Source organism: Cellulomonas phragmiteti, from assembly GCF_016862775.1.
Classification (GTDB): Bacteria; Actinomycetota; Actinomycetes; order Actinomycetales; family Cellulomonadaceae; genus Cellulomonas; species Cellulomonas phragmiteti.
Genome location: NZ_BONP01000001.1, coordinates 383,076 through 409,983, shown reverse-complemented (window position 1 = coordinate 409,983; position 26,908 = coordinate 383,076). Strand labels below are relative to the sequence as shown.

Sequence of the window (26,908 nt, the reverse complement as noted above, 5' to 3'; positions counted from 1 at the left end):
TCGTCGGCGTTTCCGCTTTTCGCAGGAGGCTTGTTCTGGTTCTAATCTAGCAGGCTTTCTCCGGGCTCCTGACCACCGTGGTGGCCGGGGACCTTCCGATCGCCGCCGCATGACTGTACCCGACGCGCTGAGCGCCGAGGTTCACCATCCGGGTTGTGCCCTGCTCCGCGGGGACCGACCACCGAGCCGTGCTCGGTGTCCGTTCCTCCCTGCTGGGCGGGCTCGAAGAACATTACGCGAGCACCTGCGGGCGGTCAAATCCCGGAGCGGGTGACGCCGGTCACCCGCTCACGCCGGCTCGGCCATCGCCCGGGTGTCGACCACGGCGAGGGTCCTCTTGCCCCGACGCAGCACCGCCCACCGCCCGTGGAGGAGGTCCTGCGGCGACAGGGCTGCGTCGTCGCTCGCGATGCGGCCGTTGTTCACCGACGCCCCTCCCTCGGCGACCGCCCTGCGCGCCGCGGCCTTGCTCGCGACCACACCCGTCGCCGCCAGGAGGTCCACCAGCAGGTCCCCCACCCGGCCCGGCGCCGTCGGCAGCTCGGCCACGGCCGCCGCGAGCGTCGCCTCGTCGAGGTCGCCGAGCGATCCCCGTCCGAACAGGGCCTGGCTCGCGGCGACGACGGCGTCCGCCGCTGCGGTCCCGTGGACCAGCGACGTCACGTCGTGGGCGAGCGCGCGCTGTGCCTCCCGGGCGGCCGGACGCTCCGCCACCGCGCGCTCCAGCTCGGCGATCTCCTCACGGGACCGGAAGGTGAAGACCTTGAGGTACCCCACGACGTCCGCGTCGTCGGCGTTCAACCAGAACTGGTAGAACGCGTACGGCGTGGTCATGGCCGGGTCCAGCCACACGGTGCCCGACTCCGTCTTGCCGAACTTGGTGCCGTCGGCCTTGGTGATCAGCGGCGTCGTCAGGGCGTGCACGGCCACACCCTCGGTCTTGCGGACCAGCTCGACACCCGACAGCAGGTTGCCCCACTGGTCGTTGCCACCTGTCTGCAGCCGCACCCCGTGGCGGCGGAAGAGCTCCAGGTAGTCCATGCCCTGCAGGATCTGGTAGCTGAACTCCGTGAAGCTGATGCCCTGCTCGCTGTGCAGCCGTCGGGCGACGGTGTCCTTCGCCAGCATCGTGCCGAGCCGGTAGTGCTTGCCGACGTCGCGCAGGAAGTCGATCGCCGACAGCCCGGCCGTCCAGTCGAGGTTGTTCACCATGGTCGCGGCGTTCGGCCCGTCGAACCGCAGGAGCGGCGCGATCTGCGCGCGGATCCGCTCGACCCACCCCGCGACGACCTGCGGCGAGTTCAGGGTGCGCTCACCCGTCATCTTGGGATCGCCGATCAACCCCGTCGCGCCACCCACCAGGGCGAACGGCCGGTGGCCGGCGTCCTGCAGCCGGCGGACCGTGAGGATCTGGACGAGGTTGCCGATGTGCAGGCTCGGTGCCGTGGGGTCGAAGCCGCAGTACAGCGCCGCGGGACCGGCGGCGAGCTCGGCACGCAGGGCGTCGAGGTCGGTGTGCTGGGCGAGGAGCCCGCGCCACGCGAGCTCGTCGAGGATGTCGGTCACGGGCGTCTCCCGGTTCGGGTGCCGGCACGTCCGCGATCCGGACGGCACGGCGGGTGGATGTCGTGCGGCACGCGTGCTCGTGCGGCCACGCAGGTCACGCGCGGGACCTCGGTCAGGCCGACGTCGTCGCCCCGCGCGGGGCGTCTGCCGACGTCGGCGACCGATACGCGGGCCGGTAGGCGGACACCGTCCGCTCCTGCGTCAGCCACAGGCGCCACGGGTGCAGCGACCCGTCGCCTCCCGCGCCGGACACGCCCACGCGCGGGCCGGAGGCGACCGGCGGCTGCACCGTCCGGCTGTCCCGGCGGCGCAGGACCACGCGACCGTCGCGCTCCGTGAGGTCGGCGCCGTTCGCCTCGAGGTCCAGGCCCAGGCAGACGGCGAGCCGCGCAGGACCACGCGCCAGCTGGCGCGCGCTGTCGACGGCACCCGCGCGGGCCCGGCGCTCCCAGGCCAGGTCCGCGCCCTCGACGACCTCGCCCGCGCGCAGCAGCACGGCCGCCGCTCGCCCGGCCGGCTCCGTCACCACGTTGACGCAGTGGTGCAGGCCGAGGTGCCGGTAGACGTAGAGACGACCGGGCTCGGCGAACATCGCCGCGTTGCGACCTGTGCGTCCGCGGAAGGCGTGGGACCCGGGGTCGTCGCCGCCGCCGTAGGCCTCGACCTCGGTCAGCCGGACCGTCACCTCGCCCTCGTCGCTGCGCGAGGTGACGAACGCGCCCAGCAGGTCGCGCGCGACGGCGAGCGCGGAGCGGGCGTACCAGGTGCGTGCAGGCACCGCGCCGAGGCCGGGGACGACGCCGTCGTCCGACCGGCCCGTCGGGAGGTCCGAGGCAGGCACCGGGCCATCATGCCAAACCGGGCGGTCGACCGGTCACCCGGTCCGCCGCCGACGCCACCGCGAGGAGGTGACCGTGCTCGTCGAGCCGCAGGTGGGCGCGATCACGCGTCCCCTCGCGTGCGAAGTGCTCGCGCTCGTCGGTCATCCACCGCGCCCAGTGGTCGCGGGCGCCGGCGCCGTCGCGGGCCAGGCCGCGCGCGAGCCGGACGTCGTCGGGCGCCTCGACCCAGACCTGCAGCGAGCTCAGCGCGTCGGCCTCGCGGCGCGCCGAGCCGCACCCCTCGAGGACGAGCACCGGCACGACCGGGACGTCGACCCACGACCCGAACGCGGCGACGTCCCAGTCGTACCGCTGGAAGCGTCCGGGCCGGCCCCGGCGCAGCGGCTCGAGCACCTGGGCCGACAGCCGCGGCCACAGCGAGCCCTCCAGCCCGGTCCACCCGTCGTAGAGGTCGTCGAGGTGGACCACGGCCACGCCGACGCCACGCCGCCGCAGCAGCTCCGCGACGCGGCCCGCGGTCGTCGTCTTGCCGGACCCGGCAGGTCCGTCGAGGCAGACGAGCCGCACGCGGCCGAGGCGGGGGGCCGCCTCCTGCACGCGTTCGACCACCACCTGCGCGCCGTCGACCTCGCGCAGGTGGGGGCCGACGGGTCGGACCGCCTCGTCGCCGGGCGGGCGACCCGGCGGGACGGCACGGTCCCCCGGCCGGCGTGCCACCGGGTCAGGCGCGCTCGGCGCGCAGCCGTGCGCTGCGGTCACGGGCCGCGACGAGCTGCTCGGCGACCCGTACCGGTGCTGTGCCCCCCACCGCGTCGCGCGACGCGAGCGAGCCCTCGACCGACAGCACCGTGCGCACGGCCGGCGTGAGGTGCGCGCTGATCGCGGTCAGGTCGTCGTCGGACAGGTCCCACAGCTCGATGCCGCGCTCCTCGCACGTGCGCACGCAGGTGCCCGCGACCTCGTGCGCGACACGGAACGGCACGCCCTCGCGCACCAGCCACTCGGCGATGTCGGTCGCCAGCGAGAACCCCTGCGGCGCGAGCGCCGCCATGCGCGCGGTGTCGAACGTGAGCGTCGCGATCATGCCGGCGAACGCGGGCAGCAGCACCGTGAGCTGGTCGACCTGGTCGAAGACCGGCTCCTTGTCCTCCTGCAGGTCACGGTTGTACGCCAGCGGCAGACCCTTGAGCGTCGTCAGCAGGCCGGTGAGGTCCCCGACGAGGCGCCCGGCCTTGCCCCGCGCGAGCTCGGCGACGTCGGGGTTCTTCTTCTGCGGCATGATGCTCGAGCCGGTGGAGTACGCGTCGTGCAGGCGCACGAACCCGAACTCCTTGGTGGCCCACAGGATCACGTCCTCCGCGAGGCGCGAGAGGTCGACCGCGGTCATCGCCGCGACGAACGCGAACTCCGCGACGACGTCGCGCGCGGCGGTGCCGTCGATCGAGTTCTCGACCGGGCCGTCGAAGCCGAGCTCGGCGGCGACGGCCGCCGGGTCCAGCCCGAGAGAGGACCCGGCGAGCGCGCCGGAGCCGTACGGCGAGCGCGCCGCGCGGCGGTCCCAGTCGGCCCACCGCTCGACGTCGCGCAGCAGCGGCCACGCGTGCGCCAGGAGGTGGTGCGCGAGCAGCACCGGCTGCGCGTGCTGCAGGTGGGTCCGGCCGGGCATCGGCGTGTCCCCCGCCGCCTGCGCCTGCGCGACCAGCGCGTCGACGACGTCGAGGACGAGCCCCGACAGGACGCGGGACTGCCGCCGCAGGTACATGCGCACGAGCGTCGCGATCTGGTCGTTGCGCGAGCGCCCGGCCCGCAGCTTGCCACCCAGGTCGGTCCCGGCCCGCTCGATCAGGCCACGCTCCAGCGCGGTGTGCACGTCCTCGTCGTCCGGCAGGGGCCCGAACTCCCCCGACGCGACGTCGGCGCGCAGCCGCTCGAGCGCGTCGACCATGCCGGAGACCTCGGCGTCGGTCAGCAGACCGGCGGCGTGCAGCACGTGGGCGTGCGCGACCGATCCGGTGATGTCGTCGTCGGCGAGGCGCCAGTCGAACTGGGTCGACCGGGACAGGTCGGCGAGGGCCGCCGCGGGTCCGGACGCGAAGCGTCCTCCCCACAGCGCGAGCGGGCCGGGCTGCTCGGTCACGCGTCGATGCCTCCCTGCGTCCCCAGGTCGGGCGCGTTGCCGAACTTGACGTCGCGCGCGGCGGCGAGCTTGGAGCTCAGGCCGTAGATCTCGATGAAGCCGCGGGCCGCCGACTGGTCGAACGTGTCGCCCGAGTCGTAGGTGGCCAGGTTGAAGTCGTACAGGCTGGAGTCCGAGCGCCGTCCGGTGACCGTCGCGCGGCCTCCGTGCAGGACGACCCGCACCTCGCCGGAGACGTAGCGCTGCGTGTCCTCGATGAACACGTCGAGCGACTTCTTCAGCGGGGAGAACCACTGGCCGTCGTAGACCAGCTCGGTCCACCGCTGCTCGACCCCCCGCTTGAAGCGGGCCTGCTCACGCTCGACCGTGACGTTCTCGAGCTCCTGGTGCGCGGCGATGAGCGCGATCGCGCCCGGTGCCTCGTAGACCTCGCGCGACTTGATGCCGACCAGGCGGTCCTCGACGATGTCGATCCGCCCGACGCCCTGGGCGCCGGCCCGGCGGTTGAGCTCCTGGATGGCCTGCAGCGGGGTCACCGGGACCTCGTCGAGCGCGACGGGCACGCCCTGCTCGAACCGGATGACGACCTCGTCGGCGACCGGCGGGAACGTCGGGTCGTCGGTGTAGGTGTAGACGTCCTTGGTGGGACCGTTCCAGATGTCCTCGAGGAACCCGGTCTCGACAGCGCGACCCCACACGTTCTGGTCGATGGAGAACGGGTTGTGCTTCGTGGTCGCGATGGGGAGCTGGTGCTTCTCGGCGTACTCGATGGCCTTGTCACGCGTCAGCGCGAGGTCGCGCACCGGGGCGAGGCACTTGAGGTCGGGCGCGAGCGACGTGATGCCGACCTCGAAGCGCACCTGGTCGTTGCCCTTGCCGGTGCAGCCGTGGGCGACGGTCGTGGCGCCGAACTGCCGGGCGGCGCGCACGAGGTGCTTGACGATGACCGGGCGCGACAGCGCCGAGACCAGCGGGTACCGGTCGAGGTACAGGCCGTTGGCCTTGAGCGCCGGCATGCAGTACTCCGTCGCGAACTCGTCGCGTGCGTCGGCGACGTACGCCTCCACGGCACCGCAGTCGAGCGCACGGCGGCGGATGACCTCGAGGTCCTCGCCGCCCTGGCCGACGTCGACGGCCACGGCGATCACCTCGGCACCGGTGGCCTCCGCGATCCAGCCGATGCCCACCGAGGTGTCCAGGCCACCGGAGTACGCGAGGACGACGCGTTCGGTCATGTCAGGTTCTCTCCTTCTCGAGGTCAGCGTGCATGAACATACATGCTCACGCGGACCTATGCATATCCCGTCTCAGCCCTCGCTCGCGAGCCCGAGGAACCGTGCGGCGAGCGCCTCCCCGCCGCCCGGCTCGCGCGAGATGACCAGCACGGTGTCGTCCCCGGCGATCGTGCCCAGGACGGTCGGCAGCACCGAGTGGTCGATCGCCGACGCGAGGAACTGGGCGGCGCCGGGCGGCGTGCGCAGGACGACGAGGTTGCCCGACGCCTCGGCCGTGACCAGCAGCTCGGCGCACAGCCGCGCGAGACGCGCAGCGAGCTGCTCGCTGTCCGACGTCGTGGGCGTGCGGTCGCCGCCCTCGGCCGGGACCGCGTAGGCCAGCGCGCCCGCCGCCGTCCGGATGCGCACCGCCCGCAGCTCGACGAGGTCCCGGCTCAGCGTGGCCTGGGTGACCGTGACGCCCTCCTGCGCGAGCAGCGCCGCGAGCTCGCCCTGGGAGTGCACCGTGCCGCGCTGCAGCAGGCTCACGATCAGGGCGTGCCGCGCCGCCTTCGTCGCGGCGACCGTCGACGAGCTCATGCCCGCTCCAGGAGGAAGGTCAGGAGGGCCTTCTGCGCGTGCAGCCGGTTCTCGGCCTCGTCCCACACCACCGACTGCGGCCCGTCGAGCACCTCGGCGGTGATCTCCTTACCGCGGTAGGCGGGCAGGCAGTGCAGCACCAGCGCGTCCGGGGCCGCCAGGGCCAGGGCCGCGGAGTCGAGCCGGAACGCCTCGAAACGCTGCTGCCGGACGTCCGCCTCGTCCTCGCGCCCCATCGACGTCCACGTGTCGGTCGCGACGACGTCCGCGCCGGCGACCGCCTGCGCGAGGTCGTGGACGACGGTCACCGAGCCCCCCGTCCCCGCGGCGATCTCGGCGGCGCGTGCCACCACCGCCGGGTCGGGCAGGGCGTCCTGCGGCGTGCCGACGCGCACGTGGAGCCCGGCCGTCGCGCCCCCCAGCAGGTAGGAGTGCGCCATGTTGTTCGCGCCGTCGCCGACGTAGGCGAGGGACGTGCCCGGCAGCGAGCCGACACCCCCGCGGTGCTGTGCGACGGTCGTCAGGTCCGCCAGCACCTGGCAGGGGTGGAACTCGTCGGTGAGGGCGTTGACGACCGGCACACCGGCCACCGCGGCCATCTCCTCGATGCGCCCCTGCGCGTGCGTGCGCCACACGATCGCCGCGACCTGCCGGCCGAGGACGCGCGCGGTGTCCGCGATCGACTCGCGCACGCCGATACGGGCGAGGGACCCCTCGACCGGCAGCGGGAAGCCTCCGAGCTCGGCGATCCCCGTGAGGAAGCTGACCTGCGTCCGCAACGTCGGCTTGTCGAAGATCACCGCGATGGCGCGGGGGCCGGCGAGCGGCGTGCGGATGAACCGGTCGTCACGGAACGCCAGCGCGAGCTCGAGGACGCCCGCCTGCTCCCGGGGACTGAGGTCGTCGTCGCGCAGGAAGTGGCGGGTCATCGGGTCTCCTCGGGGGCGAGGTCGGCCGGCAGACCGGCCACCAGGTCGACGAACGGCTGCACCTGCTCGTCGGTCAGCACGAACGGGGGCGCCAGGCGCAGGGCGGTCGGCGTGCAGGGGTTCACGACGATCCCGGCCGCGAGCGCGTCGGCGGCCACCCGGGCCGCGACCGGCCGCGCCAGCTCGACGGCGATGAGCAGCCCCTCGCCGCGCACCGTCCGGACCAGCGGGTTGCCGGTCGAGCGCAGGCGCTCGCGCAGCCGCTCCCCCAGCGCCGTCACGTGCGCGAGCAGGTCGTCGCGCTCGATGACGCCGATCGTCGCGAGCGCCGCCGCCGACGCCACGGGGTTGCCCCCGAACGTCGTCCCGTGCTGCCCGCGTCCCAGCAGTGCGGCCACGTCGGCCCCGTACGCGATGACGCCGCCGACCGGGAAGCCGCCGCCGAGCCCCTTGGCCACGGTCACCACGTCGGGCCGGACGCCGCCGCCCACGTGCGGGTGCTGGTGGGCGAACCACCGACCCGTGCGGCCCATGCCCGTCTGCACCTCGTCGAGCACGAGCAGCGCACCGTGCGCGGTCGTCAGCTCGCGTGCCAGTGCCAGGTACCCGGGCGGCAGGGGTCGCACGCCCGCCTCGCCCTGGATCGGCTCCACGAACAGCGCGGCGACCTCGTCCCCACGGTCGGCGAAGGCGGCCCGCAGCGCGTCCGTGTCACCGAACGGCAGGAACTCCACACCCGGCGGCAGCGGCTCGAACGGCTCGCGGTACGCCTGCTTGTGCGTGAGCGACAGGGCACCCATCGACCGGCCGTGGAACGCACCCTCGAGCGCGAGGACGCGCGGACGCGCGCCCGCGGAGTGGCGGCGCGTGAGCTTGAGGGCCGCCTCGTTGGCCTCGGTCCCGGAGCTGGTGAGGAACACGCGCGACCCCTCGGGCGCCTGCGCGAGCTGCAGCAGCCGCTCGGCCAGCGCCACCTGCGCCGGGCTCGCGAAGAAGTTCGAGATGTGACCGAGCGTCCCGAGCTGCGCGCTCACCGCCGCCGTGAGCGTCGGGTGGGCGTGGCCCAGGGAGTTCACCGCGATGCCGCCGAGGAGGTCGAGGTAGCGGTTGCCGTCGGCGTCCCAGACGTACGGGCCCTCGCCACGGACCAGGACGCGCTGCGGAGGCCCGAAGGTGTCCATCACGGCGTGCGTGTAGCGGTCGGTCCACTGGGCGACCGAGCCGGCGCCGACCGGCAGGGGCAGGGCCTCCTCGGTGCCCGCCGCGCGGTGGCGCCCGGGGCCGGGGCTCGGCGCGGGCACGGCCGCGTCCGGGGTCGACGTCACGGGGTCGCCTCCTGGTCCTCGGTGGCCAGGCGCACGGCGCGCACCGGCACGGTCGACGGGTGCCCGTCGGGGTCCGCGTCGGGCAGCACCATCGTGCCGACGCCCTCGGAGGTGAACACCTCGACGAGGATCGAGTGCGTCGCTCGCCCGTCGATGACGTGCGCGCGCGGCACCCCGCCCTCGACGGCCCGCCAGCAGGCCTCCATCTTGGGGCGCATCCCCGCGTCGAGGCGCGGCAGCAGCTCCGCCAGCGCCGACGCCCGGATCCGACGGACGAGCGACGTCCGGTCGGGCCAGTCGGTGTACAGGCCCTCGACGTCGGTGAGGACGATGAGCTTGCGCGCGCCGAGCGCCACGGCGAGCGCCGCCGCCGCGGTGTCCGCGTTGACGTTGAGCACCTGGGTGGGGTCGTCGATGTCGGGCGCGACCGTCGACACGACGGGGATCCGACCGGCGTCCAGGAGGTCGAGCACCGCTCCGGGGTTGACCTGGACGACGTCGCCGACGAGTCCCACGTCGACCTCCTGGCCGTCCACGACCGCGGTGCGGCGGCGCGCCTGGAACAGGCCCGCGTCCTCGCCCGAGAGCCCCACGGCGTGCGGCGCGTGCGCGTTGAGGAGCCCGACGAGCTCGCGGGACACCTGCCCGGTCAGCACCATCCGCACGACGTCCATCGCCTCGGGCGTCGTCACCCGCAGGCCGCCGCGGAACTCGCTGGCGATGTCGAGGCGGTCGAGCATCGCGTTGATCTGCGGCCCGCCGCCGTGGACCACGACCGGCCGCAGGCCCACCTGCCGCAGGAACACCATGTCCTGGGCGAACGCCCGCTTGAGCGTCTCGTCGATCATCGCGTTGCCGCCGTACTTGACGACGACCAGCGCACCGGCGAACTGCTGCAGCCAGGGCAGCGCCTCGACGAGCACCTCGGCCTTCTGGTCGGCCCGCAGGTCGGTACGGGTGTCGAAGACGAAGTCGTCGGGGACGTCGGTGGTGCTCACGTCGGTGGGGGTCACGTCGCTTCCGCTCATGTGGAGTACGCGCTGTTCTCGTGGACGTAGTCGTGGGTGAGGTCGTTGGTCCACACGGTCGCGGACGCGTCCCCCGCGTGCAGCTCGATCTCGACGTGGATCTCGCGGGCCGCCGCGAGGTCCAGCGTCGCCGGGTCCTCGTGCGCGCCACCCTGCCGGCAGATCTGCACGCCGTTGATCGCGACGTCCAGCAGGGTCGGGTCGAACGGCGCGACCTCCTCCGGGACGGTCCCGACCTGCGCGATGATGCGCCCCCAGTTCGGGTCGTTGCCGAACATCGCGGCCTTGAACAGGTTCGACCGCGTCACCGCGCGCGCCACGGCCACGGCCGCCGCGTCGGTGGTGGCTCCGCGCACGTGCACCGCGACGTCGTGCGACGCACCCTCCGCGTCGGCGACGAGCTGGCGCGCCAGCGACGCGCACACCCGGAGCACCGCGTCGGCGAACACGTCCGTGGCGGGCGCCACGCCGCTCGCCCCCGAGGCGAGCAGCGTGACCGTGTCGGACGTCGACATGCAGCCGTCGGAGTCGACGCGGTCGAACGTGGCACCCGTCGCCGCCCGCAGCGCGGAGTCCGCGGTCGTGGCGTCCACGACGGCGTCCGTCGTCAGGACCGACAGCATCGTGGCCATGGCGGGCGCCAGCATGCCGGCGCCCTTGGCCATCCCGCCGACGACGAACGACCCGTCGGGCGTCTCGACCCGCACGTGCGCGGTCTTCGCGACGCTGTCCGTCGTCATGATCGCGGCCGCGGCGTCCGGCCCGGCGCCGTCAGCGAGGGCGGCGACCAGGGGGTCGATGCCCGCGAACAGCTTCTCGCTGGCCAGCGGGACGCCGATGAGCCCGGTCGAGCACACGACCACGTCCCCGGGGGACACGCCCAGCGCAGCGGCGACCTTCTCCGCCGTCGCGTGGGCGTCGGCGAACCCGCGCGGACCCGTGCCGACGTTCGCGCCGCCCGAGTTGAGGACGACGGCCGCCACGACGCCGTCGGCGACGACCTGCCGCGACCAGATCACCGGCGCCCCGACGACCCTGTTGGTGGTGAACACGGCCGCACCGACGTGCAGCGGCCCGTCGTTGACGACGAGGGCCAGGTCGGCCGTGCCCGACGCCTTGAGGCCGGCGGTGACGCCCGACGCGCGGAAGCCCGCGGCGGCCGTGACACCGGGCGACGTGCCGGGCGACGTCCCCGCGAGCGCAGGTCCGAGGTGGTCGGTCACGGGGCGACTCCGTTCCGCGGCAGGCCGAGCGTCTCCGGCAGCCCGAGCGCGAGGTTGAGGGACTGGACGGCACCGCCGGCGGTGCCCTTGACGAGGTTGTCGATGGCGGTGACGGTCACGACCCGCCCGGCGCGCGCGTCGTACGCGACCTGGACGAGCGCGGTGTTCGCGCCGGCCGTCGAGGCGCTCGTCGGCCACTGCCCGGGGGGCAGGACGTGCACGAACGGCTCGTCGGCGTACGCGGAGCGCCACACCTCGCGCAGGGCGTCCTCGTCGAGGGTGACGCCGGGGGCGAGGCGAGCCGTCGCGGTCGCGAGGATCCCCCGGGACATCGGGACCAGCACCGGGGTGAAGGACGTGCGCACCTCCTCGGCGCCCGCGCTGCGCAGGTTCTGCGCCATCTCCGGGACGTGCCGGTGCGTCCCGCCGACGGCGTAGGGCACCGCCGAGCCGACCGCCTCGGACGCGAGCAGGTGGGGCTTGAGCGCCTTGCCGGCGCCCGAGTAGCCGACGGCGAGCACGGCCACGAGGTCGGTGGTGTCGAGCAGCCCGGCCGCGACGCCGGGCTGCAGCCCGAGGGTGACGGCCGTGACGTTGCACCCCGGCACAGCGATCCGCCGGGCCCCGGCGAGCCGGTCGCGCTGGCGGGTGAGCGTCTCGGCCACCACGAGCTCGGGCAGGCCGTACGTCCAGGTGCCGGCGTGCGGGCTGCCGTAGTAGGCCTCCCAGTCCGCCGCGTCGACGAGCCGGTGGTCGGCACCGAGGTCGAGGACGACGGGGTCCTCCCCCAGCGCCTCGAGCTCGGCGGCGACCCGGCCGCTGGCCCCGTGCGGGAGGGCGAGCACGACGACGTCGTGGCCCGCGAGCGCCTGCGCCGTCGTCGGCTCCAGCACGCGCTCCGCCAGGTCCCGCAGGTGGGGGTGGTGCACCCCCAGGGCCGTCCCGGCGCTCGAGTGCGCCGTGAGCGTCCCGATGCGGGCCTGCGGGTGGTCGAGCAGCAGTCGCAGGATCTCCCCGCCGGCGTACCCGCTGGCGCCGGCCACGGCCACCGTGAATGTCATGTGCATGAACATACATTCGGGTGCAGACAAATACCAACGTTCTCGCGGGAACACGCCCACCCCGCTGCACGGTTGCGGGAGGCGTGCGTGCCGTGATCGCGACCCGTGCCGGCGGGCCCGAGGTCCTCCGGGTCACCGACGTGCCCGACCCCGTGCCGGCACCCGACGAGGTGCTCGTGCGCGTCGCGGCGGCCGGCGTCAACTTCATCGACACCTACCGTCGCGGCGGGGTCTACCGTATGCCGTTCCCGCACGTCGTGGGGTCCGAGGGCGCGGGCGAGGTGGTCGCCGTCGGCGACGACGTGACGCTGGTCGCCCCCGGCGACCGGGTGGCGTGGGCGTCGGCGGCGGGCTCGTACGCCGAGCTCGTCGCGGTCCCCGGGTCGGCGGTCCTGCCCGTGCCGTCCGGCGTCGAGGACGGCACCGCCGCCGCGCTGCCCCTGCAGGGCCTGACCGCGCACTACCTCGTCGCCTCGACGTTCCCGCTCGCCGCGGGCCACGACGTCCTGCTGCACGCCGGCGCCGGCGGCGTCGGGCTGCTGCTCACCCAGCTCGCGGTGTCACGGGGCGCACGCGTCATCGCCACGGTCGGATCCCCCGCGAAGGAGCGCCTCGCGCGGGCGGCCGGCGCGAGCGACGTCGTGCGCTACCGGGAACTCGGCGACCTGACGTCCGAGCTGCCTGCGCTGGTCCGCGACCTGACGGACGGCCGCGGCGTGGACGTCGTGTACGACGGCGTCGGCAAGGACACGTTCGACGCGTCCCTCGCGTCGCTGGCGCGCCGCGGGACGCTCGTGCTGTTCGGCGGGTCGTCCGGGCAGGTGCCGCCGGTCGACCTGCAGCGCCTCAACGCCGCCGGCTCCCTGTACGTCACCCGACCCACGCTCGCCGACCACGTGGCGACGCGCGACGAGCTCACCTGGCGCGCGGGCGAGCTGTTCGGCGCCGTGACCGCGGGCACCCTCGACGTCCACGTCGGTGCGACGTTCCCCCTGGCCGACGCCGCCGACGCCCACCGCGCCCTCGAGGGGCGCACCACCACCGGAAAGGTCCTGCTGCTCCCGTGAGCCTCGACACCCCCACCTTCGCCGCCCCGCCACGCACCGTCACCGTCGAGGTCTGGTCCGATGTCGCGTGCCCCTGGTGCTACATCGGCAAGCGTCGGTTTGCCGCCGCACTGCGCGACTTCGTCCACCGCGACCACGTCGACGTCGTGTGGCGCTCGTACCAGCTCTCGCCCGACACCCCGACCGGTCCGGGGCGGCCCGAGGTCGACGCCCTCGTCGCCATGAAGGGCCTGCCGCGCGACCGCGTCGAGCAGATGTTCGCGCACGTCACCGAGGTGGCCGCCGGCGACGGCCTGCAGTACGACTTCGCGCGGACCCTCGCGTTCAACACCTTCGACGCCCACCGGCTGCTGCACCTCGCCCGCGAGGCCGGCGGGCCCGCACTCGTCGAGACGACGATGGAGGCGCTGTTCTCCGCGCACTTCGAGCGGGGCGCCGACCTGGGTGCCGACGGCGCGCTGGTCACCCTCGCCGCGCGGGCCGGGTTCGCCGCGCACGGCTGGGACGACACCCGCGTCGCCGCCGCGCTCGCCGGTGACGAGGCCGCCGACGCCGTGCGCGAGGACCTCGCGACCGCGCGGGCGCTCGGCGTCACGGGGGTGCCGTTCTTCGTCGTGGACCGCAGGTACGCCGTGTCCGGTGCCCAGCCTGCCGAGGTGTTCGCCCAGCTGCTCGAGGCCGGGTGGCGCGAGGCGAACCCGCTGACCGCCGCGCCGGCCGCGGACGCCTGCAGCGACGAGTCCTGCTGACCACCGGCCGGGCGCGGTGGCCTCAGCGCACGCCGAGCAGCAGCGCCGTCAGCTCCCGCAGCGAGTCGACGCGGACGTCCGCGAGCGCCGCGTCGGGCCGCTGGGCGTGCACGTGACCCCAGGGGCCACGTCGCACGAACGCCGTGCGCATGCCCGCTGCGCGTGCCGGGAGGACGTCGTTGTCGATCCGGTCCCCCACGTACAGGACGTCGCGGGCCGGCACGCCGAGGTCCGTGACGACGCGCGCGAAGAACGCGGGTGACGGCTTGGCGACCCCCCAGCGTGCGGACGTCGCCATCAGGTCGACCTCGACGCCGGCGGCGCGCAGCTGGTGCTCGGCCCGTGCCGGCTGGTTGCCGGCCACGGCGACGACGTAGCCCGCCGCCCGCAGGGCGTCGAGAGTCGGCAGCGCGTCGGGGTACAGGTCCTCCGGGAGGATGTCCACGGGCGTCCGGGGCGGGTCCGTGCCGAGCGCCTGCCAGACGTGGTGGTGCGGCTCGGCACGCTCGGTCACCACACCGAGCATCGCCATGAGGACGAGCGGCGTGACGCCGACCTCGTGCGCGACCTGCGTCCACTGCCGCGTCTCGTCGACCAGGGTCTCCCCCACGTCGAACACGACGGCGCGCACGTCGCGCCACGACCGGGGCGACGGGCTCGGCCCGGGGGGCGCGGCACGGGGCGACCGGGTGTCCACGACGGCCACCCTGCCACGGACCGCAGCACCGGCGTCACCCCGTGCCGGTGGGGCGTCACCCCGTCGGGACGGCGACGGGCGTGGCGAGCGGCCGCACCCGGACCTGGTCGAAGAACGCGACCTCGTGCGCGCACGACGTGACGAACGCCGCGAGCATGCGGGCGCGTCCCGCGCCGCCCACGTCCCGGGCGGCGACGTCCGCGAGCTCGCACGCCCGGGCTGCGGCAGCCGCGAACTCCGGGTCGCCGTACGTGCCGACCCAGTCCCCGTAGGGGTGCGCGGCCAGGTCACCGGCGCGGGCGAGGATGCGCGCACCGATGTCGGCGTACAGCCAGTAGCACGGCAGCACGGCGGCGACGACCTCGGCGTAGGAGCCCGTCGCGGCCACCGCGAGGAGGTGGTCGACGTACGCGGTCGTCGCCGGGCTCGCGGGACCGGACCAGCGGGTCCCCGCTCGGGCCAGCCGGTCCGCGTGCAGGAGGGACTCCACCTCGAGGCAGCGCGCCGCGCCCCGCGCGAAGAAGACCTGCGCGGCGGCGTCGGGTGCCAGCTGGCTGGCCCGCGCGAGGACGCGCGAGTACTGCGCGAGGTACAGGGCGTCCTGGTGGAGGTACTGCTCGAACTCCTCGACGGGCAGCGTCCCGTCGGCCAGGCCCCGGACGAACGGGAGGTCGTCGCACGCGGCCCGCAGGTCGACGACGCGGCCCCAGGCGTCGGCCGAGAACGGGCGTGCTCCCAGCGTCGGGGCGTGGTGGAGGTGGTCGACGGGCCCGCGGCCCGACCCGACGGCGAGCGCCTCCCCGGCCGCGATCGCGCCGGTCAGCCACTCCTTGGCCTCGCGGACCGCCGTCACCCAGTCGGGGCGCCGCGGGCGCAGCGCGGCGACCGCCGCCGAGAGCGAGCACCCCGTGCCGTGCGTGCTCGTCGTGCTCACGCGGACCGCGTCGAGCTCGGTCACGGTGGTGGCGTCGACGACCGCGTCCGGGCTCGCGTCGCCGGCCAGGTGGCCGCCCTTGAGCAGCACCGTGACCTGCGACGCCGTGGCGAGCCGGCGCGCCTGCGCCAGCGCCTGCGCCCACGTGGTGGCCGTCGGCTCACCGAGCAGGACGCCCAGCTCCGGGAGGTTCGGCGTCACCAGGTCCGCGTGCCGGACGAGCCGGCGCACCGCGTCCTCGGCGTCGGCGTCGAGCAGGCGGTCCCCGCTCGTCGCGACCATGACGGGGTCCAGCACCACGACGGGCGGTCGCGTCCGCGTCAGCCAGGCCGCGACCTCGTCGGCGACGGTTCGCGTGCCGAGCATGCCGATCTTGACCGCGTCGACCGTGACGTCGTCGCTGACGGCCTCGAGCTGGGCGCGCAGGAACTCGACGTCCGGCACGTGCACGGCCCGCACGCCGTGGGTGTTCTGCGCGACGAGCGCCGTGACCACGGCCATGCCGTAGGCACCGTGCGCGGCGAACGACTTCAGGTCGGCCTGGACGCCCGCGCCGCCCGTCGGGTCGGTGCCGGCGACGGACAGCACCCGCACCCGGCTGCCGGCGGCGTTCACCGCGTCACCGCCGCGACGCCGGCGAGGTCCCACGCCGCGACGAGGCGCGCCGCCGCACCCCCGGGGTCGGGTGCGGCGCACACCGCGCCGACCACGGCCATCGCGTGCACGCCGCCGGCGCGCAGCGCCGGAGCGTCCGCGGCGTCGAGCCCGCCGATCGCGACGACGGGCCGGCCGGCGGCCGCCCGGACCGCCGCCGCCGCGCCGTCCACCCCGATCGCCGGGCCCGCCTCCGGCTTGGTCGCCGTCAGCCGCACGGGACCGCTGCCGAGGTAGTCGGCGCCCGACGCGGCACGCACGTGCTCCGGCGCGGCGGCCGACGCACCGACGAGGGACCCGGCACCGAGCAGCGCACGGGCGTCGGCCACCTCCAGGTCGCGCTGCCCCACGTGCACGCCGTCGACGTGCGCACCCCGCGCCCGGGCCGCGAGCACGACGTCGACACGGTCGTCGACGACCAGGACCGCAGGCCCCACGAGGCGCAGCGCGTCGGCCACGGCGACCGTCAGCGCGACGAGGTCACGCGCGGTGGCGTGCTTGGCCCGCACCTGGACGGTGCCGACGCCGGCGCGCACCGCCGCGCCGGCGACGTCCGCGGGACGGTGGCCGGCGTGCCGGCACACGTCGGCGTCGAGCACGAGGTAGACGCCGGACGGCAGCGCGGGCGCGCTCATGCCGGCACCTCGACCCGCTGCGCCGAGGCGACGCGCGCGGCCAGGTCGTCGCCCGTCAGGAGGTACAGCTCGTCGAGGAGCGCCACCTGGAACGACGCCGGCCCGCGGGCGTGCGGTGCCGCGCGCTCCGCGGCCAGGCCGAGAGCGGTCGAGGCCGCCACGGCCGCCGTGAACGGAGCCGTGACCGCGGTGAACGCCGCGACGAGGCCGCCCAGCGCGCAGCCCGCGCCCGTGACGACCGTGAGCAGCCTGTCACCGACCGCGAGGCGCACGGCCGTGGTGCCGTCCGTCACAAGGTCGACCGGTCCGGACACGGCGACCACGCCACCGGTCAGCCATGCGAGGGCCTCGGCCGCCGGCACGGCCGCGTCGACACCGTCGAGCGCGTCGACACCACGGCCCGCGGAGGCGAAGCCCGCGAGCGCGCGGACCTCGCTGGCGTTGCCGCGCACGACCGCCGGTCGCTCGGTCAGCAGGTGCCGGGCGATGCGCGTGCGCACCGACAGCGCACCGACAGCGACGGGGTCGAGGACCCACGGCACCCCGGCGCCGGCTGCGGCCGCGACGGTCGGTCCGACGCACGACCGCTGGTCCGGACCGGGCGTCCCCAGGTTGACGAGGACGGCGCCCGCCGCGCCGGCGAGCTCCTCGGCCTCCCCGGGGACGCTCGCCATCGCGGGCGACGCGCCGATCGCGAGCAGCGCGTTGGCGACGAGGTTGGTCGTCACCTCGTTGGTCAGGCACTGCACCAGAGGCGTGCGCGCCCGCAGGTCGTCGAGCGCCGCGCCGCACGCGGCGGCGAGGTCGTGCGGTGGCAGGACGGCAGACGTCATCAGGGACATCCCTTCGCTCGTACGAACGAGATCAGGTTCGACGGGTGTGATCTCAGCCCTGCTCGGTACAGGGCACCCCGTGTCTCGGTCCGACCCTAGACCGTCGGGCCGTCCTGGGACCAACGGCGCCGGGACCCGGCGGGGGCCGCGGATAGGCTCCCGTGGCGGGTCGTCGACGGCGGGACCTACGCAGGCGGTCCGGCACCGATCCCGCGCGCCCACGCGCCCGAACCTGCGAGGCGACATGACCACCTCCCCCGACACGACACCCCGCTCCCCGCTGACCGACCCGGTCGGCACCGTCGTGCCGTCCGCCGTGCCGACGCACTGGTACAACCTCGCGGCGGACCTGCCGGAGCCCTGCCCACCCGCGCTGCACCCGGGGACGCGCGAGCCGCTGACGCCCGACGACCTGGCGCCGCTGTTCCCCATGGCGCTGATCGCGCAGGAGGTGTCGACCGAGCGGTGGGTGGAGATCCCGCAGACCGTCCGGGAGATCTACGCCCTGTGGCGGCCCGCGCCGCTGCTGCGCGCCCGGCGCCTGGAGCGGGCGCTGGGAACGCCCGCGAAGATCTACTACAAGTACGAGGGCGGCTCCCCCGCGGGGTCGCACAAGCCGAACACGGCCGTCGCGCAGGCGTACTACAACGCGATCGAGGGCACCACCCGGCTCACGACCGAGACGGGCGCCGGGCAGTGGGGCGCGTCCCTGTCCATGGCGTGCTCCCTGCTGGGCCTGGGGTGCGAGGTGTGGCAGGTGCGGGCGTCCTACGACGCCAAGCCGTACCGGCGCATGCAGATGGAGACGTACGGCGCGACGTGCCACCCGTCGCCGTCGGACCTCACGGCCGCCGGGCGCGCGATGCTCGCGGCCGACCCCACGACCACGGGGTCGCTCGGCATGGCGATCAGCGAGGCCGTCGAGGTCGCGGCGCAGGACCCGCAGGCGCACTACGCGCTGGGCTCGGTGCTCAACCACGTGCTGCTGCACCAGAGCGTCATCGGGCAGGAGGCGCTCGCGCAGCTCGACGAGCTGGGTGAGACGGCCGACGTGGTCTTCGGGTGCGCGGGCGGCGGGTCCAACCTCGCCGGCCTGAGCTTCCCGTTCCTCGGACGCAACCTGCGGGACGGCGCCACGACCCGCGTCGTGGCGTGCGAGCCGGCGGCGTGCCCGTCGATGACGCAGGGCGAGTACCGGTACGACTTCGGTGACGTGGCCGGGCTGACGCCCCTGCTGAAGATGCACACGCTCGGGCAGGACTTCGTCCCCCCGCCGATCCACGCCGGCGGGCTGCGGTACCACGGCATGGCGCCGATGGTGTCGCACGCGTACGCGCTGGGCCTGATGGAGGCCGTCGCGGTCGAGCAGGAGGACGCGTTCGCGGCCGGCGTCGAGTTCGCGCGCGCCGAGGGCATCATCCCCGCGCCGGAGTCCACGCACGCGGTGGCCGGCGCGCTGGCGCACGCCCGCGCGGCGACGACCGACGAGACGATCCTCATCGGGCTGTCGGGCAACGGCGTGCTGGACCTGCCGGCGTACCACGACTACGTCTGACCCTCCCGGGCCACCGACGACGACGGGCCCGGCCGGAGCGATCCGGCCGGGCCCGTCGTGGTGCGTCAGCCGCGCACGGAGACCGTGCGGCTCGCGCTGCCCGCGACGTTCGCCGCGTCGTCCGGGACGAACACGGCCGTGAGGCGGTGCGTCCCGGCCCCGATCGTGCGCGGCACCGTGCCGATCGCGATCCCCAGCACGACGTCCGCCCGCGCGACGACGCGGTCACCCTCGCGCAGCTCGACGCGTCCCTGCGGCAGACGGGCCGTCTCGAGCCCGACGGTCGCGACCCACACCGAGGGGACGAGCCGCGGCAACGGGGACTGGACGACGCTCAGCGAGGTGCTGCTCGCCGCCCGCGTGACCGTGACGTTCACCGGTGCCGACTGCGACCCGGCGACCGCGGCGGTCCCGGCGTACCGGGCCACGACGTCGTAGGTGCCCGCCGGGGTGTCGGCCGGCAGGGTCAGGACGGCACGCCCGTCGCGCAGCGTCGACGTGCCGAGCACGTCCTCGCCGGCGACGAACTGCACCGGCCCCGTGACCGGACCCTGCGAGGTCACGACCGCCGTGAGGCGCACCCGGGTCCCGCGCGTGCCGAACACCTGCGTGGCCGGCGACGCCGAGAGGGACGTGGCCGACGTGGCCAGACCCGCGTCGACCGTGAACGGCACGCTCGCGGTGGTCCCGCTGGGCGCCGCCACGACGGTCAGGGTGTGACCACCGGCCGCGAGCCCCTCGGGCACCGTGACCGTGACCTGCGCCGACGCGTCCGGGCCGTCGCCCCGCACCAGCGGGAAGGTGCCGAGGACGGTGTCGCCGAGGCGCACCTCGACCTCGGTGTTCGACGGAGCACCCAGGCTCGTGAGGTTGATCCCGCCGACCGTGAAGGTCAGCTCGGAGCCCGGTGCGACGGGGTCGGTCAGTGCCGGCACCGCGACCGCCCGCTCGGCGAAGTCCGGCGAGATCCCGGGGTTCGCCTGCAGGTACGCGATCCACGCGTCCCGGTCGATGAGGCCCGAGTCGGCCGTCCCCGTGCCCTGCGTGAAGACCCGGAAGTTGTCACCGCCCTGGGCGAGGAACGAGAACGTGCCGATGCGGTACGGCGCGTCGAGGTCGATGGGCTCGCCGTCGACCGTGACCGAGGTGATCCGGTCACCGAGCTCACGCGACACGTCGTAGGTGTACGCCACGTTGTCGGAGAGCCCGAGCTGCAGGTACGGCCGGCTCGGGATCGTGCCGTCCGCGTTGGTCTGCCACTGCTGCTCGAGCATCGTGACCACCTGGGCGCCGGTGAGCGTCGTCGTCCAGAGGTTGTTGACGAACGGCAGCACGGCGTTGGCCTCGGCGTACGTGATCGTCCCGTCCGGTGCGTACAGCAGCTCGGCGCGCATCCCTCCGGGGTTCACCACGCCGATCTGCGCCCCACCACGCTCCGGGGCCGACAGCGTGTCGACCAGGGCGTCGGCCACGAGCGACCCGAGGGTCGACTCACGGCTGCGGTCGTCGCGCCCCGTCGTGGTGCCCGGGGCCGATCCGACGTAGACGCCGTCGACGTACGACCCGCCGCTGAACGCGGTCGTCACGTCGGCGGTGACCGACCCGACCGGCTGCGACCCGACCTCGTCGGCGTACGCGAGCGCCGCCGACACGATCGCGCTCACCTCGGCCACGCGCGGGTACGTCGCGACCAGCTCGGCGTCCGGCACCGTCGTGCGGGCGACGTTCTGAGCGGTCGCCGCGAGGACCTCGTCGGTCGCCGGGTCATACGTCAGGACGACCTTGCCGAGGAACTCCCCGTACGAGCCCGTCTGGACGATCGGACGCGTCGCGTCACCGTCACCCACCGGCCCGAACCACGCGTACTGCTTGTGCGTGTGGCCCGTGAAGATCACGTCCACGACGTCGGCCGTCCCGGTGGCGATGTCCGCGAACGCGCCGCCCGCGGCGATCTCCTCCTCCAGGGTGGCGCCGTCGGGCGTCCCCGCCCCCGCGCCCTCGTGGTACTCGGCGACGATCACGTCGGCCTCGCCGTTGGACGGGTCGCCGTCGGTGAGCTGCGCCGCGACGCGGTTGACCGCCTCGACGGGGTCGCCGAAGTCGAGCGCCGCGATGCCACCGGGCGTGACGAGCGACGGTGTCTCCTGCGTGACCGCGCCGATGACGCCGACCGTCACCCCGCCCATGTCGAGGAGCGCGTACTCGTCGAGCGCCGGCGTCGAGGTGCCCGCCAGGTACACGTTGGCGCCGAGGTGCGGGAACCGGGCGTTCTCGCCTCCGGCGATCACGCGGTCGACCAGGTCGTCGTACCCCCCGTCGAACTCGTGGTTGCCGACGGCCGTGGCCGCCAGGTCGAGCGCGTTGAGCACGTCGATCGTCGGCTGGTCGCCCTGCACGGCCGACGCGAAGACCGACGCCCCGATGTTGTCGCCGGCCGACAGGAACGCGACGGGCCCGTCGGCGGCCGCACGCTGCTGCTCGACCGTGCCCGCGAACTTCACCGTGTTGCCGTCGATGCGGCCGTGGAAGTCGTTGATGTTGAGGAACGTGAGGTCGACGGGCCCGTCGTTCGCGTCGCCCGCGCGCATCCCGACGACGACCGGGTCGTGGTCCGACGAGCGGTACGGGTCGGGCGCCCAGAACGTCGTGCCGTGGTAGCCGTACCGGCTGTACTCCAGCGCGATCGACTCGGGCGCGTTGATCTCCCACACGTCCGCACCGGTGGCACGCGCCGAGGCGGCCTCGTTGAGCAGGACGTGGTCGAGCGAGCCGGACAGGCCGCTGAACGAGTAGCTGTGCTGCCCCGGCGCGAGCGCCGCGACCGCGTTGACGTAGCCCGCGTCGTACAGCACCTGCAGCGGGTCCTCCCGCGTGTAGGAGTTGAAGTCGCCGAGCAGCGCGACGGCCTCGGCGTCACCCTGGATGCCGGGCACCCAGTCGCGCAGCGCCGTCGCCTGGCGCACGCGGGACTCGTTCGACGCGCCCTGCCCGTCGCCCGCGTCGGCGTCCCCGGGCCACGGACCGGCCGAGCCCTTCGACTTGAAGTGGTTGACGACCACGAGGAACGGCTCGCCGCCGTCGGTGGGGGTGAACACCTGGCCGATCGGCTCGCGGGCGTTCACGAACGCCTGGCCGCTCCCGCTCTGGTCACCCAGCGCACGCGACGCCCCTGCCGGGGTCACGGCCTCCGGACGGTAGATGATCGCGTTGGTGATGACGTCCTGCTGCGCGGCCGGCGGCAGCTCCGCGGACGACGGCACGAACGCCCACGTCTCGGCGCCCGCGGCCTCGTTGAGGGCCTCGACCAGCGTTGCGACCGCCTCGTCGGCGACACCGTCGACCCGCGCCGAGTTCTCGATCTCCATCAGACCGACCACGTCGGCGTCCAGCGCCGCGATGGCCGCGACGATCTTGGTCTGCTGCCGCTCCAGGTCGGCCGCGTCCCACGCGCCGCGCTGGTCGCAGCCCTCGCGGACCGTCACCGGCTCGCCGGAGGGATCGCGGTAGGCGACGCACGACGGTGTCGCGTCACCCAGCGTCGTGAAGTAGTTGAGGACGTTGAACGACGCGATGGACAGGTCGCCACCGACAGGCTCGGGGGCGGCGGTGCGGTCGTCCTCGAAGGTCACCGGTGCCGGCCCTCCGGCGACCACGGGGGCCGTCGGGCTCAGCTTCCACGCGTTGTTGCGGTAGTCGACCACCACGGGCTCGACGAACTGCACGGCCGCACCCACGCGCACGGGGTTCTCGAGCGACACGTACGGCGGCGTCAGCCCGCCGTTGCCGGCACCGAGGAAGTTGGTCGACGCGCCGTCGTCCAGGACGACGCCGCGGGCGGCGTTGTCCGCGACGACCGCCGCCGCCTCGGCCGAGCCCGGTCGCCCGACCTCCGTGGGCTGCAGCAGCGGCGTCGTGCCGGTCGCGAGCCCCACCTCGCCGTACTGGTTGGTGCTGTAGGTGTTCGTGACCGTCAGCTCGCCCGTCGGCTCGAAGAGCATCGACTCGAGCGTCTCGCGCGCCGCCGCGTCGGCGGGCCAGGGCGCGGCGACCGGGGTCGGGGCGTCCGCCGCGGGCAGGACCTCGACGCTGCCCGCCGCGACCACGACCTGCGTCAGCCCGTTGAACTCGGCGACCTCGCCGGTGACGCGCAGGTGCTGACCGACGGTGACCTGGCCGACCGTGGCCGGGGAGTAGACGAAGACGGCGTCGGAACCCGTGCGCGCGGCGACGTCACCGCCGCCGGAGCCCGGCGTCTGCAGGACGTAGCCGTTGTACCCACCGGTGGGGTACGCCGCCGTGACGACGCCCGACGTCGTGACCGTCGCCCCGACGAGGGGGGAGGCCGCGCCCGTGCCCTGGATCTCGGCGATGGTCACGGCCTGCGGGTCGCCCGGCTCCTGCGGGTCGGTCCCGGCCGGTGTCGGCGTCGGTGCGCCGACGGTGAAGTCGGCGGCGTTGTCGGCCGTGTGCGTGTGGGCCGCGTCGCGCGCGACGGAGGTGGCGTTGGTCGTGGCCGGCGCGGGACCCGAGCCCGCGAACGACGAGGCCGTCGGCCCCCACCCGACCAGGTCGACGACGACGTCGACGTCGGCGCACCCGACGCTGCAGGTCAGGGCCGTGACGCCCGCGACGAGCGCGACCTTGCCGTTGGTCGCGCTCATCGGCACCCCGGTGCCCTCGAGGTCGACGGGGACGTCGGCCGCCGCGGTGTTGCTGCCGTACGCCTGCCCGACGACGAAGGTCGAGCCCGCCGGCACGCTGCCGGACAGCGGCGTGACCTGCCACGACGCGCCCGCCACCGACGCGTACTGCAGCGAGTACCCGGCGAGGTCCACGGGGGCGTCGCCGGGGTTGTGCAGCTCGACGAAGTCCCGGTCGAACGGCGCCCCGGAGTTGCCTCCCCCGCCGTACACCTCGTTGACCAGCAGCGGTGCGTCCGTGGAGACCGCGCCGTGCGCCGCCCCGGCGGTGGCGACGCCACCGGTGAGGAGCAGGGCGAGCGCGGTGAGCGCTCCGGTGGCCGTTCGTCGTCGTGCGTGCACGGGGGTCCCCTCCGTCGGGCGCGGCGGGAGGGGTGCGGGTGCCCCGGCGCGCGAGCAGTCGGCCGTCACCTGGACGGACGTCCTCACCTTGCGTGGTTCACCCGATTCGCCGCAACTACCCGACAGTAACTATCTGGTGAACTCATCCGACGACGCACCGGTTCGTCCCGATTCGCCCCGGGCAGGACGACGCGGCCCCGGGGGAGGCCGCTCCCCCGGGGCCGGCGCGGGCGAGGTCAGGCGCGCAGGGTGGCGCCGACCCGCGCGTGCGCCTCGGCGACGACCGCGTCGCGCACGGCCGCCGTGTCGGCGGCCGTCAGCGTCCGGTCGCCCGCCCGCAGCCGCAGCGCGAACGCCAGCGACTTGCGGCCGGGCCCGACCTGGTCTCCTGTGTAGACGTCGAACAGACGCACGTCCTCCAGGACGTCACCGGCCGGACCGGCGGCGGCACCCGCCCGGACGGCCGCGAGGACGTCGGCGGCCGGCACGTCGTCGGCGACGACCAGTGCGACGTCCTCCTTCGCGACCGGGAACGTCGAGACCGGGACCGCGGTCACCGGGTCGAGCGGAGCGGCCGACAGCACCGCGGTGAGGTCGAGCTCGAACGCCACCGTGCGGGCCGGCAGGTCGAGCGCGGCGACGACCTGGGGGTGCAGCTCGCCCGCGTGGCCCAGGAGCGCACCCGACGGAGCCGTCAGGCGTGCGCACCGTCCCGGGTGGAACGGCGCCCGCTCGCGGTCGGCGGTGACCGACGCCTGCACCCCGACGACCTGCAGGACGCGGCGCACGTGTGCGAGCGCGTCCTCCACGTCGGCCCGGCGGCCGGGACGCCCCCGGCCCGCAGGCTCGACGAGGCCGGCGACCACCCCCGCCACGTGCAGCGGCTGCGCGGGGACCGCGCGCTCCAGCGCGGCGAGCTGCTCGTCGCCGGGGCGCGCCCCTCCCGGCAGCCGCGGCGCCGGAGCGGCCGCCGGGTCGGGCAGGGTGACCAGGCCGAGCTCGTACAGCCCCACGTCGACGGTGCCGCGGGCGACGTTGCGTCGCACGGTGTCCAGCAGCGTCACCAGCAGGTCCGTGCGCATGAGCGGCTGGCCGTCGGTGAGCGGGTTGACCAGGCGCACGGCGTGGCGCCGCGGGTCGTCGGCGGGCAGCCCGAGGGCGTCGAGCTGGTCGGTCCCGACGAACGGGTAGCTGAGGACCTCGACGAGACCACCCGAGGCCAGGGTGTCCGCGACCGCGCGCCGCACCCGCTGGCCGCGCGTCAGCCCACGCCCCACGGGCGCCGGCGGGACGATCGAGGGGATCGCGTCGTACCCGCGCAGGCGGGCGACCTCCTCCACCAGGTCGACACCTGCCGCGAGGTCCGGTCGCCAGCTCGGGACGTGCACCTGCCACGTACCGGCCGAGTCGTCGACGCGGCACCCGATCTCGGTGAGCGTGGCGCGGACCTCGTCGTGCGTGTACGGCACACCGACGAGCCGGGCCGGCTGGGCCGGGTCGAACGCGACGGGCGCGCGCACGGACGTGCGGTCGACGTCCGTGAGCGTGTCGTCGACCGTGCCACCGCCGTGCTCGACCAGCAGCGCGGCCGCCCGCGCGACCGCGACGCGCGGCAGGAGCGGATCGACGCCGCGCTCGAAGCGCTTGGACGCCTCCGACGTCAGCCGGTGCCGTCGCGACGAGCGCGCGACGGTCACCGGGTCGAAGTGCGCGGCCTCCAGGAGCAGGTCGGTCGTGGTGCCGCCCACCTCGGAGTCGGCACCCCCCATGACCCCCGCGATGCCCAGGACGCGTGCCGCCCGGCCGCCCGAGGAGTCCGTGACCAGCAGGTCCTGGGGGTCCAGCGCCCGCTCGACGTCGTCCAGCGTCGTCGCCCGCTCCCCCGGCCGCGCCCGCCGCACGACGACCGGTGCGGTGAGCGACCCCAGGTCGTAGGCGTGCATGGGCTGACCGAGGTCGAGCATCACGTAGTTGGTGACGTCGACCGCCAGGCTGATCGGACGCATGCCCGCCTGCGTGAGGCGCCGCTGCATCCACGCGGGCGACGGCCCGGACGCGGCCACGCCGCGCACGACCTGCGCGACGAAGCGGTCGCAGCCCGGGACGCCGTGGATGCCGCCGTCGTCGTCGATCTCGACGGCGAACCCGGCGGGCTGCTCGCGCAGCTGGTCGTCCGACGGCAGGCCCGCGTCCGTGAACCGCGCACCGGTCGAGTGCGCGTACTCGCGCGCGACCCCCCGCATCGAGAAGCAGTACCCGCGGTCGGGGGTCACGTTGATCTCGAGCACCTCGTCCGCCAGGCCGAGCAGCCGCAGCGCGTCCGTCCCGGGCGCGGTGACGTCCTCGCCGTAGCCGAGGCGCGCGAGCACGATGATGCCCGCGTGGTCCTCGCCGAGGCCGAGCTCGCGCGCCGAGCAGATCATGCCGTCGGACACGTGCCCGTACGTCTTGCGCGCGGCGATGGGGAACGGCCCCGGGAGCACGGCGCCCGGCAGCGCCACGACCACCCGGTCGCCCACGCCGAAGTTGTGCGCGCCGCACACGATGCCCCGCGGCACCGTCGGGTCGCCGGCCTCGTCGAGGTCGTTGTGCGCGCCCACGTCGACGCGGCACCAGTTGATCGTCTTGCCGTTCTTCTGCGGCTCGGGCGTCAGCTCGAGCACCTGTCCGACGACGAGCGGACCGGTGACGCCCGAGGTGTGGATCGCCTCCTCCTCGAGGCCGACGCGCACGAGGTCGGCGGCCAGCTGCTCGGCCGTGAGGTCGGCGGGGAGCTCGACGTGCTCGGCGAGCCAGGTCAGCGGGACACGAGGCATG

20 protein-coding genes and 1 riboswitch are annotated in these 26,908 nt (G+C 74.9%); of the genes, 3 read left to right on the top strand and 17 right to left on the bottom strand.

Annotated features, from left to right (window positions below; all coding sequences use genetic code 11):
- Positions 1-288 precede the first annotated feature (288 nt).
- The 11 genes from tyrS to argC form a co-directional block, all read right to left on the bottom strand.
- On the bottom strand, positions 289-1,566 hold the full coding sequence (gene tyrS / locus Cph01nite_RS01870; RefSeq protein ID WP_203670632.1) for a tyrosine--tRNA ligase: 1,278 nt from the start codon (positions 1,564-1,566) through the stop codon (positions 289-291).
- Positions 1,567-1,678: 112 nt separating this feature from the next.
- The gene (locus tag Cph01nite_RS01865; protein WP_203670631.1) at positions 1,679-2,407 is read right to left on the bottom strand and encodes a DNA-3-methyladenine glycosylase; all 729 of its coding nucleotides are present in this window, start codon (positions 2,405-2,407) and stop codon (positions 1,679-1,681) included.
- A gap of 7 nt (positions 2,408-2,414) precedes the next feature.
- Positions 2,415-3,125: a nucleoside/nucleotide kinase family protein gene (locus Cph01nite_RS01860; RefSeq protein ID WP_308439411.1), complete on the bottom strand. Its 711-nt coding sequence runs from the start codon at positions 3,123-3,125 to the stop codon at positions 2,415-2,417.
- A 4-nt stretch (positions 3,126-3,129) separates the two neighbouring features.
- Positions 3,130-4,545, bottom strand: a complete 1,416-nt coding sequence (argH, locus tag Cph01nite_RS01855; protein ID WP_203670630.1) for an argininosuccinate lyase — start codon at positions 4,543-4,545, stop codon at positions 3,130-3,132.
- A complete protein-coding gene (locus Cph01nite_RS01850) occupies positions 4,542-5,780 on the bottom strand; it encodes an argininosuccinate synthase (RefSeq protein ID WP_203670629.1) in 1,239 nt (412 codons plus the stop codon). Before Cph01nite_RS01850 ends, argH begins: the two co-directional genes overlap by 4 nt.
- Before the next feature lie 72 nt (positions 5,781-5,852).
- Positions 5,853-6,359 carry an arginine repressor gene (locus tag Cph01nite_RS01845; RefSeq protein ID WP_203670628.1) on the bottom strand — a complete coding sequence of 169 codons (507 nt, stop codon included), beginning with the start codon at positions 6,357-6,359 and terminating at the stop codon, positions 5,853-5,855.
- Entirely contained in the window at positions 6,356-7,288 is a 933-nt protein-coding gene (argF, locus tag Cph01nite_RS01840; RefSeq protein ID WP_203670627.1) for an ornithine carbamoyltransferase, read from the bottom strand. Before argF ends, Cph01nite_RS01845 begins: the two co-directional genes overlap by 4 nt.
- Positions 7,285-8,613 carry an acetylornithine transaminase gene (locus Cph01nite_RS01835; RefSeq protein ID WP_203670626.1) on the bottom strand — a complete coding sequence of 443 codons (1,329 nt, stop codon included), beginning with the start codon at positions 8,611-8,613 and terminating at the stop codon, positions 7,285-7,287. The genes argF and Cph01nite_RS01835 overlap by 4 nt, the downstream gene beginning before the upstream one ends.
- Positions 8,610-9,641 (bottom strand): acetylglutamate kinase, encoded by a 1,032-nt coding sequence (gene argB, locus Cph01nite_RS01830; RefSeq protein WP_203670625.1) that lies wholly within the window; start codon positions 9,639-9,641, stop codon positions 8,610-8,612. The genes Cph01nite_RS01835 and argB overlap by 4 nt, the downstream gene beginning before the upstream one ends.
- Complete coding sequence (argJ, locus tag Cph01nite_RS01825) at positions 9,638-10,864, bottom strand: bifunctional glutamate N-acetyltransferase/amino-acid acetyltransferase ArgJ (protein WP_203670624.1); 1,227 nt, start codon at positions 10,862-10,864, stop codon at positions 9,638-9,640. Before argJ ends, argB begins: the two co-directional genes overlap by 4 nt.
- Positions 10,861-11,925, bottom strand: coding sequence for an N-acetyl-gamma-glutamyl-phosphate reductase (gene argC, locus Cph01nite_RS01820; protein ID WP_203670623.1), 1,065 nt, complete (start codon positions 11,923-11,925; stop codon positions 10,861-10,863). Before argC ends, argJ begins: the two co-directional genes overlap by 4 nt.
- Positions 11,926-12,008: 83 nt before the next feature.
- Between argC and Cph01nite_RS01815 the strand changes: the two genes are divergently transcribed.
- On the top strand, positions 12,009-12,992 hold the full coding sequence (locus tag Cph01nite_RS01815) for a quinone oxidoreductase family protein (protein WP_203670622.1): 984 nt from the start codon (positions 12,009-12,011) through the stop codon (positions 12,990-12,992).
- Positions 12,989-13,741 carry a DsbA family oxidoreductase gene (locus tag Cph01nite_RS01810; protein ID WP_203670621.1) on the top strand — a complete coding sequence of 251 codons (753 nt, stop codon included), beginning with the start codon at positions 12,989-12,991 and terminating at the stop codon, positions 13,739-13,741. Before Cph01nite_RS01815 ends, Cph01nite_RS01810 begins: the two co-directional genes overlap by 4 nt.
- A 22-nt stretch (positions 13,742-13,763) precedes the next feature.
- Here the strand turns inward: Cph01nite_RS01810 and Cph01nite_RS01805 are convergent, their stop codons facing one another.
- The 4 genes from Cph01nite_RS01805 to thiM all read right to left on the bottom strand — a co-directional run bounded on the left by Cph01nite_RS01805 (position 13,764) and on the right by thiM (position 17,494).
- The gene (locus Cph01nite_RS01805; RefSeq protein ID WP_203670620.1) at positions 13,764-14,438 is read right to left on the bottom strand and encodes an HAD family hydrolase; all 675 of its coding nucleotides are present in this window, start codon (positions 14,436-14,438) and stop codon (positions 13,764-13,766) included.
- A 55-nt stretch (positions 14,439-14,493) separates the two neighbouring features.
- A complete protein-coding gene (locus Cph01nite_RS01800; RefSeq protein WP_239068963.1) occupies positions 14,494-15,987 on the bottom strand; it encodes a bifunctional hydroxymethylpyrimidine kinase/phosphomethylpyrimidine kinase in 1,494 nt (497 codons plus the stop codon).
- Positions 15,984-16,661, bottom strand: a complete 678-nt coding sequence (locus Cph01nite_RS01795; RefSeq protein WP_203670619.1) for a thiamine phosphate synthase — start codon at positions 16,659-16,661, stop codon at positions 15,984-15,986. The genes Cph01nite_RS01800 and Cph01nite_RS01795 overlap by 4 nt, the downstream gene beginning before the upstream one ends.
- On the bottom strand, positions 16,658-17,494 hold the full coding sequence (gene thiM / locus Cph01nite_RS01790; RefSeq protein ID WP_203670618.1) for a hydroxyethylthiazole kinase: 837 nt from the start codon (positions 17,492-17,494) through the stop codon (positions 16,658-16,660). Before thiM ends, Cph01nite_RS01795 begins: the two co-directional genes overlap by 4 nt.
- Positions 17,486-17,584: riboswitch (TPP riboswitch) on the bottom strand. It overlaps the preceding gene by 9 nt.
- Positions 17,585-17,738: 154 nt before the next feature.
- Between thiM and Cph01nite_RS01785 the strand changes: the two genes are divergently transcribed.
- Complete coding sequence (locus Cph01nite_RS01785) at positions 17,739-19,049, top strand: TrpB-like pyridoxal phosphate-dependent enzyme (protein WP_203670617.1); 1,311 nt, start codon at positions 17,739-17,741, stop codon at positions 19,047-19,049.
- Positions 19,050-19,114: 65 nt separating this feature from the next.
- Here the strand turns inward: Cph01nite_RS01785 and Cph01nite_RS01780 are convergent, their stop codons facing one another.
- Positions 19,115-24,091 carry an ExeM/NucH family extracellular endonuclease gene (locus tag Cph01nite_RS01780; RefSeq protein WP_203670676.1) on the bottom strand — a complete coding sequence of 1,659 codons (4,977 nt, stop codon included), beginning with the start codon at positions 24,089-24,091 and terminating at the stop codon, positions 19,115-19,117.
- A 236-nt stretch (positions 24,092-24,327) separates the two neighbouring features.
- Positions 24,328-26,907, bottom strand: coding sequence for a phenylalanine--tRNA ligase subunit beta (gene pheT, locus Cph01nite_RS01775; protein ID WP_203670616.1), 2,580 nt, complete (start codon positions 26,905-26,907; stop codon positions 24,328-24,330).
- Position 26,908: the final 1 nt, after the last annotated feature.